Source organism: Pirellulales bacterium, from assembly GCA_036499395.1.
In the GTDB taxonomy this organism is placed as follows: Bacteria; Planctomycetota; Planctomycetia; order Pirellulales; family JACPPG01; genus JACPPG01.
Genome location: DASYDW010000078.1, coordinates 42,101 through 53,768, shown reverse-complemented (window position 1 = coordinate 53,768; position 11,668 = coordinate 42,101). Strand labels below are relative to the sequence as shown.

Below are 11,668 nucleotides of genomic sequence, written 5' to 3'. Positions count from 1 at the left end.
CTTCTCTTCTATGCGAGGGCCTACCCCGGAGAGAGCGTCGACATCCAGGCCGATGCAATGGGAATACTTGGGGATGAGATTCGCATCCATTACGAGAGGCTCATCCCAAGGACTGACTGGGTCTTGTGCAACCATTTTCTAATCGCTGCGTGGCGACGTGTCGCATGGGACCAAATCGCGCTCGGGTTAATATTGGCCGCTCGCGTTTCCGTGTCTGGAGCATCGAAGGATGGTATTGGAACTAACGGGGACAATATGGACGGCGAGGCCAAAAGAAAAAGCTTGCAAACGAAACACACCTGAATCACTCAAAGTGTCGACAGCCAGCCCACGGAAAACGCGAATTGCCGCAGTAAACACCGAGCCTCAATGCTGTTTGCAAATTGTCTGCAAACACACCTGAGAAGCATTTTTGGTGCAGGTAAACTTAGAGGCAAACAGGCAAACCAGAAAGGGACTCTTTCAGGAGTCGGGAATCGGGATGCCTGGCTAGTGTTTGCAAGGACGGAACCAATTGGCCGGTAAACCTTGAAGAGCTTTAACCGGGCGTGCCACGCTCGTCGTCCCACTCGACCGCGACGGCCGATCACCGGCCTGCAGAGCATGCACACCAAAGGGAAAAATTGTCGACCTGCGTACAGGTGACGAGATCCATCATTTGCCGACAGGAGAGACGTCGCGCATAAAAAACGTACGAGCGCACCGAGACAACTGGTTTGAAAAACTGCCGCCATCGCCAGGTGATGGCTAGGTGTTCCGCCGCCAATAGCCACACTCTCGACGTCATTCCTGCCTTCGTCGGCCTGTCATCGTTGGGGCTCGCCCCGCTGAGGCCGATAGGCCCTTGGCCCCAATGATGATGGGCCGATGGAGGCGAAGTTGCCGAGCCGCCGCACCTCCCTCCCCTCGCCGCCCCTGCCTTTGTTGGTCCGATTCGGAGGGGGTCTCGTCCGCCTTAGCCCGAAGATCGCCTACAATAGACGATGGCACTCTAAAGGAGCCGTCCTCATGTCCCGCAGTCCCAAACTAACCGTCGAGGAAGCGAAAGCTGAAATCGAGTTTGAGCTGGCACGGAAAAAGAAGATCCAGTCTTTCGTAGCCGCCCAGGAGGAATGGGAGCGGGTCATGGGAGGACAATTCACCAGCAGCGAAGAACAGCAACGCGTGTCCGGTGACATCCTGCACGGCAAAGGCCAGATTCGCGACATCGACAAGCGAATCAAGAATCTGCAAGCGCAGCTCGATGCCGCTTCCTGAATGCGGGCTGTCCGCCTCCAATCCACGCCAAGAATTCCTTTCCCGGCCTCAAAAATCGTGGTAAGATTATGTAGGTCGATATTTATATGGTACGACATAATCTGACCACTGGCGACGGCCCTAAACGGGAGCAGATCCTAAAACTTGCCCGTAAGAAGGGGCTGCTGCGCCCCCGTGACCTGGAAGCGGTCGGAATTGCCAGAGAGTACCTGAACAAACTGCACGCCGAGGGGATTCTGGAACGCCCCGGGCGTGGACTCTATCGCCTGGCAAATGCAAAACCGGGCCGTTTCACACAACTGGCCGAGGTCTCAAAGCGTGCTCCTCACGCGGTTGTCTGCCTGATTTCCGCGCTCGATTTTCATGGTCTCACGACAGAAATCCCGCACGAGCTGTGGTTTGCGATTCCCAAGAAGTCGCGACCGCCACGAATCGAGTATCCACCGCTTAGGATCGTGCAGTACAGTGAGGCTGCTCATCGCTTTGGCGCCGAGGTGCATCTGATCGACGGTGTCGAGGTGAAGGTCTATTCGCCCGCGAAGACAGTCGCGGACTGCTTTAAGTTCCGCAATCAGATCGGCCTGGATGTGGCGCTCGCGGCCCTGCGGGACTGCTGGCGACTGAAGAAGGCCACAAGTGACGAGCTGTGGAAAGCAGCCAGGGTGTGCCGCATGGCAAATGTCATGCGCCCCTACATGGAGTCTCTCGTGTGACAGGCAAGAAGCCTAAGAATCTACCTGCCTCAGTCCGCGAGCGACTGATGAACATCGCTCGCACTGGCGGCGAGGATTTTCAGTACGTTCTGACCCGCTACGCCCTGGAGCGATTACTGTATCGGCTCTCCAAGTCCGAGCACGCCAGCCATTTTGTGCTCAAGGGAGCGCTGCTGTTTCAGTTTTGGACTCGCACACCGCACCGCGCGACGCGCGACCTGGACTTGCTGGCACTGGGACAACCGTCGGTCGCTCACTTTGAAGAGGTCTTTAAGGACGTCTGCCGGGAGGCCGTCGAAGACGACGGGCTGGAGCTTTTGGTGCGAAGCATCAAAGGCGAGCAAATCAAGGAGGAAGACGAGTACCAGGGAATTCGGATTCGGGGCCAAGCTAAGCTCGGCAATGTGCGAATTCCTCTGCAAGTCGACGTCGGCTTCGGCGATGCCATCACGCCAGGCCCTTCGGAAATTCAATATCCGACGCTACTCGATTTTCCGGCACCCAAACTCTTGGCCTATAACCGCGAAACGGTGGTTGCTGAAAAGTTTCAGGCGATGGTGTATTTGGGCATGACCAATAGCCGCATGAAGGATTTCTTTGATGTCTGGTCGCTGGCCCGCGATTTCGAGTTTGATGGAGCGCTGTTGTCGCAAGCGATCGCTGCGACGTTCAAGCGGCGAAACACTGCGATGCCTGCGGGACTTCCGCTGGCGTTGAGCGATGAATTCGCCACGGATGCTACCAAGAACACGCAGTGGAAAGCCTTCTTGCGAAAAGGGACACTGGACGCAAACGGCGCGGACTTAAGCGCTGTGGTGCAGTTTCTGCGAACGTTTCTCGGACCCGTGATCGAAACGCTTCCCGCCGGCCAGGCGTTTACCGGAACGTGGAAGTCATCCGGCCCGTGGCAGATCGGTCCGTAGCTCGCCGCGAATTACAACACGGACAGATACAGCCAGCGTCAGCACTGAATGTGTTTAAATTGCTTGTTTGGTGCGACGACTGGAAAGCAACCAGCGGTCGATCTCATCAGTAATGTCTCGGGCGCAGTATCTCGCTGCCGCCCTGAATCGGATCAGAGGTATATCCGCTGCGGCAAAGGCCTCGTTGAGAAAGGCATCTCGATGTTGCCGTTGTTCGCGCTCGTGCGATTTATCGTCAAGTTCAATTGCTGCAAGGATGTGCGTAGTGCCATAGTCGCAGAGCACGAAATCGAGATGGTGTCGCGCCACCATGTAGCCGAAACCGGCATTCCACGACTCTTCGCTGCACGAGAGCAGATCAGCAGCCCTGACTTTGAACGTGATGAGATAGTCTCGTCCAATCGCTGAACGGAGCGCTCGATAGAAGGCCATTTCTCCACGGCTCAGGAGCTGGCCACGACTGACGTATGGAAGGGGTGTTCGGACTCTTGTCTTTCGCCGATACTTTTGAGATCTCGGACGGTCCACCATAAAGTGCCTTATCATTTTCGAATAAGCCCGCTCCTTTCCTGCGGGCCGCAGGTTTTGGTTTAGAACCTTACTCGTCACTGGAACTTGGCGGATCGGGCGCGGATTGAACTTCGTCATCATCGAAATCGAAGCTCGCGCCGCACTCGTCACAGCCAATCACATTCCAAGGGTCTGTGCGGTCGGAGCCGATAGCATTGTCGGGAACTTCCACAACGGACCCACATTCTGGGCAGTGAACGAAAAACAGAGGCCACCTCCTCGCAGCCTAAGCCGCAGATGAGCCAAAATAACGCAATAAAAAAAGAGAGGTCCGGCGGTGCAACGGCGGGAACCTCTCAGTGGCGACTACTTGCTTGATGGCATTCTAGCCATCAGTCGCCTTCACCGCTTTGACTCTGCTCGAAAATCCACGAGTGAGCCATGTCGGAGACCTTGGCGACAAGCGGTAGGTCATCTCGACCGAAGCTGTCGGATGTCTTCCATTCATCGCCGTCTTTGTAGATGCGGGAAATCGTCACGTTATGACGAATGCCCGTCTGGGTGTCGTTGACCCAGATTGCGGCCTTAATCCTCCCGAGTCGGATCTCGTGGACAGGCCGCGTTTTCTCGGAACCGCGTTTCGATGTCGCTGTAGCCATGAGGATGGCTCCTTTCAAAAAGAAGATCGAGAAACAACACAACGCACGAACTCAAGACAATCACAGAGCGAGAGCCAGAAGCGCTCCCGCCTTTTCATCAGCTTCCGTGCGATCGCCCGCGTTGGCGATCTCGCCCGCAATTCGGGTTAGAGCATCGACCAGGGAGAAGATCGTAAATCGACCTTGCTCCTGGGCGATGTTCAAAGCACGCTTTGCGACTCCTCGTCCGATACCTTGCTTGGTCAGGACCTTGAGCGTCTCCTCCGCATCGTCTCCGAGCTTGGTACGCATCGCCTTGGCGATCACGTCCGCAAACCCGGCTCGACGCTCGTCCCGTTTAGCGACGAGCCCCTCGATGATCCGTCGCATGTCAGACAAAGCTGAATGGACGCTAGAGGTGTGCTTACGGGTGAACTCGACGACTTCGGTCGCATCCCAGACAATGTGGTTCTGGCAGATTGCCTGAAACCAAAAAGTCTCGATGCCGATCGAACGCCTGCCAACTTCGGAATTCCAGATGAAGATCCCGGGACAGAAGGCTTCCCCTTCGATCTCGGTCCAGCCGTTAGGGTCGACTAGAAAGCAGAAGAGATCCTGCTCTCCACAGTAGAGCCCAGTCGCACCATTCATCCCTTTTTGAGGGGGCTGGAAATCGACTGCGAACTCTTGCAGCATCGCCACGAGTTCTGAGTCGTGGAGCCGCGTGTAGCTCGTGCCGTGGAGCGAGCGAACCGTCTGTCCTTGGAGATAGAGCTGCATCGGCTTATTGCCGCGCGGCAGCGTCTCTCGAAAGACCTCTGCGGCCGTGTTGGCGGAGAGTCGGTTGACCGTCTCCTTTCCTACGCCGGAGAACTTGCACAGCTGCGAAAAAGACCAGTCGTTCATCAAGAACGCGCCGTCGTTTCCGAGCTGAATTCCAAGTTGACCGTTTTCTGACTCATGCGGGGACAGTTGAGCTGGAGGACACCAAAAGTCTTTGGCTTCCTCTCGCATCATCCTGCAATGAGTCGACAAGGACGACAACGAATCAAAACACTCGTCGGGGGAGCGTCGAAAGAGTTCTTTCGAAGCTCGTTTCAGATTCTGTTTCTCCATCGGAGAACTCCTTGGGTTTCTGCGTACGGGGATCGTAAACAAGAAAAAACCAATCTCGATTGAGAAAAACCTTGGTTGCACCGCCGGTCTCTCGCGGAAGAGACAATCTCTCCTCCGCGAGGACACAGTGCGGTCGCTTCTACGTTTTGCTTCATATCAAAGATCGAAGTCCGGATGCACGGAACCTAGAGAAGTCCTCCATCGTCGCCACAGCCCGGACACGAGCGGAGTCGTTGCTGCTCGCGGTACGCTTCCCAGAGATTCCGTTGCTCTTCGGTCATTGGGTCAGCTGGTGGTAGAGATGTGTTGTCCAGCTGCGTGTCGGGTGGACAATCGTTTGGCCCTTTTTCCGACTCAGGCTTGGGCGTCATGGGCCACTCCCGCTTCCGAGCCGTTAGCAAGAGTTGCCTGTGCCGCCTGCTCATGCTCCTTAATCCAGACCGAGGCTTTCTCGATCACGAGGTGCAGCTCCGGTTCATTGCGCGTGAAGAACGATTTCGAGTAACCCGTCTTATTCGTGCTCATGCTTTTCCACGAGCGGGACAGCGAGAAATCAAAATAGGCGTAGCCGGAAGTCGACTGACGTTTCCAGATCGAGGCCGCGACAGCCCCTTCCCGAATGGTGTGAACCGGCTCAGCTGTTTCACCATCGAGCACAGCGGCGGTCGGCTTTTTCTTGGATTCAATCTTGGATTCGGTCATGGATACCTCTCCTACAACAAAAGATTCGAGGAAGATGATGCCACCGAGCGGGTTGCTACGCAAAAATATCTGGCGAGGAGGCTCGGCTTCGGGCAACGTAGCGAGGACACGAGCAAACTTGCCCTCTCAGCATCTAATACACAGTCGCGCGGAGCAGTTTGGGAACAAAAATGGAAAATTGTTCGGACTGGTTCCTGGCCCGACATACCTCGGCTGAACTGCCGCCTAGGGCAGGTAGTCGTGGTCTAGGAGCCAGGCCTGGACCGCGATCTCGATGATCTCTTGCTGAGTTCCCGGCTGAACGTTTTTGAGTTTCTGCTCTAGGTGGGCACGTCTCAGAGCGTCAGCCGTTGATTGCTCAAGGCGGGTCGTGATTGAAATCATGAGTTTTGAGTGAACTGGTTGCGGTGCAATGCGCTGCTTTGCAGAGCGTTTGGGCTTTGACTCAGTTTGCTTGGTGGCGGACACCTCGTCGGCAAGAGTGACGTGCTCCACTGGTTTCTCACCCGGTTTCGCCAAAACCTCGTTAACCGGCGATTTAGGCGCGGCCTTGACGGGAGCCCCACCGGAAATGAATGCCTGAATTGCTGGGGAATTCAGATCTGGTGTGCTGGTCAGGGCACTATTTAGCGAGCGTCTTATGTTCATGGCGAGTGTTCTCCTCTGATGTTTCGGGTGATGGGTCCTCCAAGAAGGCCAGTTTGTCGGTCATGAGTTCGACGAAGAGTTGCGTCAGTTCGGTTGCAGCATCCTTCGCCTTGTAGCCCATACGGGTCACAACTGTCCCTTGCTGAGCGGCATCGCAGTATGGTTGCAGGTCCCGGATGTTGGACTTGGCTACCGAGAGCCCAAGGCTTGGAGCAGCGTCGGCGAGTTCTCGGGAAATGCGACACCGAGTCTTCATGCGGTTTAGGACCAAGCGCCCTTGGACCTTTCCGCCGTTGAGAGCCTGGGCGTACTTCAGTAATTCCGTCGCCTCGGCAACGCTCCTCAGGTCGAGAACTGAGGGAGTGGTTGGGAAGATCGCCAGGTCGGCAAGAATCAGCAGGGTGCGGCTGGAGTCGTTTAATCCCCCTGGACCGTCGGCTACCACGAAATCGTGGCTCTGAGCGAGACTTTGGACGTCTGCAACTACATCCTCGGGGGTACCAGCGTTCTTCACCGTGATTTTGGGCTCGGCTTCGGCGATCCACTGGGATGCCGAACTCTGCCGGTCGACGTCCAGGAGAGCGACCTTTGCCCCCCGGTCAAAGAGCCAAACGGCGAGGTGCACGGCGAGCGTTGATTTTCCTACGCCGCCCTTAGTGTTTGCGAAGAGCAATGTTTTCATGGCGCTCAGAGTAGCGCGGCAGAAAGCTGGCTGACAAGATGGTATTTATGCTTGCCTGCAATCTGGCTGGCAGACAATCCCGCAAGCGTTCAAGCGCGCGTACGTGCAGACAGTCTGACCAGCTTGCGGACGTTCTGGCTGCCATGCCCCGACGCTTGCAGACTGGCAAACATACTTGCAAGTAAACAGCGTCGACCAACTGAGTCGGTGCGCAAAAACCTGATTGCCAGAGTTGCGGATCGAGAGGTAGCTTTAAGTTGATTGAATTTACCCGGCTCATGCGGGCGCCTTGGAGGTTTCCGCCAGGCGAAGACAGATTTCAGACACAAAAAAGCCGACCTGGTAAGTCGGTTCTTCTGTGAGCTGCACGCTTGGTAGGAGCGGGCAGGAACGGGTAGCTGGTGACACTGCGACTCTATTCCCGCCTCTTTGTTCCTGTCAACAATCTTTTTTGCACCCCGACTCCGTGAATCCCGCATCGAAGTCTAGCGGGATCGGAAACAGAATATCCTAGCTAAAAGCGCAGTGTCAGCAGCAGTTGCCTTACGTCACCGGGATTTGAGGCAGAAAGCACCGGGATTCTGGACAGGAATGTGCCGGGATCTGAAGCAGGAAGTTACCGGGGGCTGGGGCAGGAAAGTTTCTCGACTACTGGGAAACGAGACAGATTTCGAGTCGAAATGCGATTCGACTTCAGGCACTTAGACCAGGGTAACTCTTGTATTTAACTTACAAGAAAAAGAATCAATAACAGCACGAGCGGTTGATGATCTTTTGATTTAGGGACAGAGACATGGAAGAGCAGGGAACATCGACAACGCTAAAACCGCTTTGGAATTTCGATCTGACCGATGGACGAGACGAATTGAATCTCGCAGAGTTTCCTCTCGCAGCGATTGCAAACCGCGTGGCCGATGGACAAAAGACGCTGACGTTTGAAGACGAGATTTGGGACGATGGCGCAAAGCAGCGAGTTTCTCGAAAGCTGACGATCTCGGGTTCGGACCAATATGGGTTGCCGACTGCTCGGGACAACGATGTGCTCTTGGCGCTCATCCATCTGACGAGGTGCCGCAATGCCTTTCAGTCTCCGACGGTGTTTTTCACGCGATACGAGCTCGTCAAGTTTCTGCAATGGGATGGCGGCGGAAAATCTTATCGGAGGCTTGAGCAGTCGCTGAATGTCTTGGCGAGTGTGACGCTTTTTTACAACCGAGCATGGTGGGATCGCGCGAACAAGAATTGGCGAAATCGCACCTTCCACATTTTGGAGTCAGTGGATCTGCGAGGCCGAGAAGCAGTCGGAGCGAGGGAGCAACCGCTCTCGTCGTTCATCTGGAATGGAATTGTCTTTTCAAGCTTTGCTTCGAACTACATTAAGAAACTGAATCTCGAAGTCTACTTTCACCTGCAAGGCGCTGCGGCCAGGCAAGCGTATCGCTTTCTCGACAAGCGTTTTTATCACAAGCGGAGACTCGAATTCGATCTGCGGACGTTTGGCTGCGAGCACTTGGGCATGAGCCGGGCCTACGACACGGGAGAGCTGAAGCGAAAACTTGAGAGAACATTTGCGGAGCTAGTAGCCATCGGCTTTCTCAAGCCGATGGCAAGGGCGCTGCGGTTTCGAAAGAATGGTCCAAGTGATTGGCGTGTCGTAATCGAGAGGGCTGGATCAGTCGCACCGGAGAAGAAAAAGGTAGAAGCACGATCAGAACCCGCCAAGCAATTGATCGAACGCGGTGTAAGTCCTGCCGTGGCGAATGGTCTCAGCCAACAATTCCCCTCAGCAGAGATTGAGCGACAGATATTGGCGTTTGACGAGCGGAAAATGCGCGCGGGCGGAAAGATGTCGAATCCTGCGGGATATCTCGTGAAGGCGATTCGCGAGGGGTTCTCGCAACCGAGCGCACGAAAAGCACCATCGCGTCCGCCGTTAAGAACAGCGCCGCCGGTCGAAGAGCCAGCGCATTTCGATCCCGAGCACGATGTCCAGAAAAGGTATTGGGCAACGCTTTCAGAGGATGAGCAATCGACGCTTGAGAAAGAGGCGTTTCAGCACGCGGAGCCAATGGCGATCGAGGGATGGCGGCGTTCAACGGATGCTGGAATGCCGATTGCTGCGGAAGGCTATCGCCAGGCAATACTTCATCGTCATCTGGAGCGGATACTTGCCGGACGGGCAGAGTTGCAGAAAGCGTCGTGAAACCGGTAAGCGTTTTAACAACCGTACTAAACTCGCGAGGGCGGTGATCGGCAAGAGAGCCTCGCCGGCCCCCGCGGCGGCGATGACGATTCTGTGAAGGTGACGTCTTATCAGCCTTGAACCGGGCAACGGACCATCAGGCCCAAAGCTCCCTTTCCCCGATGCCCCCGTCCCGTTTCACCTTTTGTATGTTTCTGTTGGCTTCGTGTGCTGCGTCGCTGATGCCGAGTGCGTGTAAAGGAAGTCCCCATGAACTTGCCAATCCTGCTGGGGACGAATGCTGAAGGGGCGGCATCCAAGTGGCGGCTAGTGACCAGCGGCAGTCACTGGACTGTCAATTGCTGTTCGCGATGTCCCGGTCTTCACGAATGATCGTACTTCGTGAGTAGGGTTTTTAGGACGACAGGTGGGACGCGCGCGAGCAAATCGCGGAGCTGTTCTTCTGATAGCGTTTGCAGGCGCGAATCCGGGAGTTCAGATTGCCTGGGCTTTTTTTTGCGCCTTTCTGCCTGCACGCGAGTGCGCACTTGCCCCCATTCTTCTTCAAATGGCGTCAATTCATTGCGATATTGAACGACGGTTTCAAGCAACTCGGTGAGAGCATCCGTGAACCCGCGACTTCCGTCATATCCGAAAATGTGGCTGTGTTCATGTAGAAACACCGCCATTGCATGGGAGAATTCAGACGTGAATAGAACCGCAGCCAAATATACATCCACCGACTGATAATGGCGGCTGCTCCGAAGCTCACCGAGAACTACGTCTGTCAAGCCAACAGTGTACGAAGAGCTTCGATTTTCGAGCATGGACGACAGCGTCGGCGCGAGGAACTTGAGAACCCGTTGTAAAAGCAAGATGCCTTCTCGCTCCGCAGGGCTGGGAGAACGGCTACCACTTTTGCGAGATTCCTGTCGAGCCTTTTCATCTAGCGACCTTAGGTACTGCTCGGCCGACACCACGCCGAATTTCGCAAAGTAACCTGGCAGGCGTATCCTGCCCGCTTTCTCCCACTCGCTCTCTATCAAGCTATATCGCAGCTGCTCCGCCGACTCATGCGTGGCTGAGTGCGCAAAGTATCCATCGCCAAAAAGCGATCGCGTAGTCTTTTCGTCAAAGAGCATGCTTCGGTACCCAGCGGTGTCCGCAATCGTGCTCAAAAGTGAGTGTCCGTGAGGCCAACTAGGCTTGGCTGCGCGAACAACAATCGCTTGGCCATCGGAGCTGTGCCGCAGTCCTTGTTGGGCGAATGCAGCGTAGTAGACACCTAGAAGCTCTTCGCCGAAGGCGTTTCTGTCCCGGTCGTGACCGATTCGCTTCTCGACCTTCTTGACTTCGTCCCGAATGCACAACACAAGGGGGATGCCAGCCACTTCACCCCTGCGCAAATTGCGGTAGAACGCGTACCCATTATTGGTTGTCGACTCGTAAATCGCGTAGCGACCGTCCCGCGACGACCAGAGACCGCTCCCGATGAGTGGATTGCTGGGGTAGAAGAAGTGGTGCAGGCCTTCCTTCAGCGCGGCAAGCAATTTCCGCGTGCAACCAGAAAGGAGCAGAGTCGTGCCTGCGATGGGAGGCGACACGGTAAAGAAGTCATAGACGAGGGGATACAACTGCGTGTCCCTCACCGGCTCCTCAGATATACGGACGACGAGCGCCAGATCTCCCGAAAGTGACAAGGGAGTGACTTCGTGGTCACGGAGCAGGCAAGTGATTGCGACCTTGAATCCCTCGCCATACTGTCCCACATCGGATTCGGTTTTTTCACTGCCAAGGAAGAAGAGACGTTCGAGATTGAACGGTGTCGGCGCTGCGACTGTCGCAGTCCTGCCCGAGGACTCAATGCGAATCCTCGCGACGTCGTGACGATTGGCGTCGAAAAAGTTTTGGATTAGGTCGCGAGCAATCAACACCTCATCCCAATCCACGCCCCACGCCGTAGTGACGGCGTTTCTCTCCGTCTTTTGGTGTTGGAAGCTATGTCCGGGAACGAGTTCCTGCAAGCGTTCCAGACTCTGTTGCCAGCTCACAGGTTTGCCTGCCTTTCCCGGACTCCGATCATGGTCCTTATACCGGCAGCGGTTGGCGGATAATGTATTTCAACAATTGAGTCCAAAGTTGATAAGGGGCGACCGCCGGACGTCCCGAGCCCATTGTTTGCTAGAATCAATTAGTCGACATTTCCCATTTGAAACGAGCCTGGAAGAAATCCAGTCGGACCATATCCGGGATTATAAGCACGCACACATGCCCCGCGTCTAGCGCACAGTGATTTG

12 protein-coding genes are annotated in these 11,668 nt (G+C 55.4%); 5 read left to right on the top strand and 7 right to left on the bottom strand.

The window, feature by feature from the left end; all coding sequences use genetic code 11:
• The 4 genes from VGN12_15500 to VGN12_15485 all read left to right on the top strand — a co-directional run.
• The coding region (locus VGN12_15500) for a hypothetical protein (GenBank protein HEY4310855.1) at positions 1-303 on the top strand (303 nt) is incomplete at its 5' end.
• A gap of 705 nt (positions 304-1,008) precedes the next feature.
• Complete coding sequence (locus VGN12_15495) at positions 1,009-1,257, top strand: hypothetical protein (protein ID HEY4310854.1); 249 nt, start codon at positions 1,009-1,011, stop codon at positions 1,255-1,257.
• Positions 1,258-1,343: 86 nt separating this feature from the next.
• Positions 1,344-1,970, top strand: a complete 627-nt coding sequence (locus tag VGN12_15490) for a type IV toxin-antitoxin system AbiEi family antitoxin domain-containing protein (GenBank protein ID HEY4310853.1) — start codon at positions 1,344-1,346, stop codon at positions 1,968-1,970.
• Between the two features lie 47 nt (positions 1,971-2,017).
• The gene (locus VGN12_15485) at positions 2,018-2,893 is read left to right on the top strand and encodes a nucleotidyl transferase AbiEii/AbiGii toxin family protein (GenBank protein ID HEY4310852.1); all 876 of its coding nucleotides are present in this window, start codon (positions 2,018-2,020) and stop codon (positions 2,891-2,893) included.
• Positions 2,894-2,947: 54 nt separating this feature from the next.
• On the opposite strand, the gene VGN12_15480 is transcribed toward VGN12_15485, so the two are convergent.
• From VGN12_15480 to VGN12_15455, 6 genes are all read right to left on the bottom strand, one after another.
• Complete coding sequence (locus tag VGN12_15480; GenBank protein ID HEY4310851.1) at positions 2,948-3,544, bottom strand: DUF2726 domain-containing protein; 597 nt, start codon at positions 3,542-3,544, stop codon at positions 2,948-2,950.
• A 251-nt stretch (positions 3,545-3,795) separates the two neighbouring features.
• Positions 3,796-4,062, bottom strand: coding sequence for a hypothetical protein (locus VGN12_15475; GenBank protein ID HEY4310850.1), 267 nt, complete (start codon positions 4,060-4,062; stop codon positions 3,796-3,798).
• A gap of 60 nt (positions 4,063-4,122) precedes the next feature.
• Positions 4,123-5,157: a DUF932 domain-containing protein gene (locus VGN12_15470; GenBank protein ID HEY4310849.1), complete on the bottom strand. Its 1,035-nt coding sequence runs from the start codon at positions 5,155-5,157 to the stop codon at positions 4,123-4,125.
• Between the two features lie 354 nt (positions 5,158-5,511).
• Positions 5,512-5,859: a hypothetical protein gene (locus VGN12_15465; protein HEY4310848.1), complete on the bottom strand. Its 348-nt coding sequence runs from the start codon at positions 5,857-5,859 to the stop codon at positions 5,512-5,514.
• A 225-nt stretch (positions 5,860-6,084) separates the two neighbouring features.
• Positions 6,085-6,507 carry a hypothetical protein gene (locus VGN12_15460; GenBank protein ID HEY4310847.1) on the bottom strand — a complete coding sequence of 141 codons (423 nt, stop codon included), beginning with the start codon at positions 6,505-6,507 and terminating at the stop codon, positions 6,085-6,087.
• Positions 6,482-7,189: a division plane positioning ATPase MipZ gene (locus tag VGN12_15455; protein ID HEY4310846.1), complete on the bottom strand. Its 708-nt coding sequence runs from the start codon at positions 7,187-7,189 to the stop codon at positions 6,482-6,484. The genes VGN12_15460 and VGN12_15455 overlap by 26 nt, the downstream gene beginning before the upstream one ends.
• A gap of 793 nt (positions 7,190-7,982) precedes the next feature.
• On the opposite strand from VGN12_15455, the gene VGN12_15450 reads away from it, so the two are divergent.
• Positions 7,983-9,392 carry a replication initiator protein A gene (locus VGN12_15450; protein ID HEY4310845.1) on the top strand — a complete coding sequence of 470 codons (1,410 nt, stop codon included), beginning with the start codon at positions 7,983-7,985 and terminating at the stop codon, positions 9,390-9,392.
• 362 nt (positions 9,393-9,754) lie between these two features.
• On the opposite strand, the gene VGN12_15445 is transcribed toward VGN12_15450, so the two are convergent.
• Positions 9,755-11,422 (bottom strand): hypothetical protein, encoded by a 1,668-nt coding sequence (locus VGN12_15445; protein ID HEY4310844.1) that lies wholly within the window; start codon positions 11,420-11,422, stop codon positions 9,755-9,757.
• Between the last annotated feature and the right edge of the window lie 246 nt (positions 11,423-11,668).

Excerpts from the sequence above, each read along its gene's own strand:
- VGN12_15475 (HEY4310850.1), bottom strand. The coding sequence starts at position 4,062 with ATGGCTACAGCGACATCGAAACGCGGTTCCGAGAAAACGCGGCCTGTC.
- VGN12_15470 (HEY4310849.1), bottom strand. The coding sequence starts at position 5,157 with ATGGAGAAACAGAATCTGAAACGAGCTTCGAAAGAACTCTTTCGACGC.
- VGN12_15460 (HEY4310847.1), bottom strand. The coding sequence starts at position 6,507 with ATGAACATAAGACGCTCGCTAAATAGTGCCCTGACCAGCACACCAGAT.
- VGN12_15455 (HEY4310846.1), bottom strand. The coding sequence starts at position 7,189 with ATGAAAACATTGCTCTTCGCAAACACTAAGGGCGGCGTAGGAAAATCA.
- VGN12_15465 (HEY4310848.1), bottom strand. The coding sequence starts at position 5,859 with ATGACCGAATCCAAGATTGAATCCAAGAAAAAGCCGACCGCCGCTGTG.
- VGN12_15490 (HEY4310853.1), top strand. The coding sequence starts at position 1,344 with ATGGTACGACATAATCTGACCACTGGCGACGGCCCTAAACGGGAGCAG.
- VGN12_15450 (HEY4310845.1), top strand. The coding sequence starts at position 7,983 with ATGGAAGAGCAGGGAACATCGACAACGCTAAAACCGCTTTGGAATTTC.
- VGN12_15480 (HEY4310851.1), bottom strand. The coding sequence starts at position 3,544 with ATGATGACGAAGTTCAATCCGCGCCCGATCCGCCAAGTTCCAGTGACG.
- VGN12_15495 (HEY4310854.1), top strand. The coding sequence starts at position 1,009 with ATGTCCCGCAGTCCCAAACTAACCGTCGAGGAAGCGAAAGCTGAAATC.
- VGN12_15485 (HEY4310852.1), top strand. The coding sequence starts at position 2,018 with ATGAACATCGCTCGCACTGGCGGCGAGGATTTTCAGTACGTTCTGACC.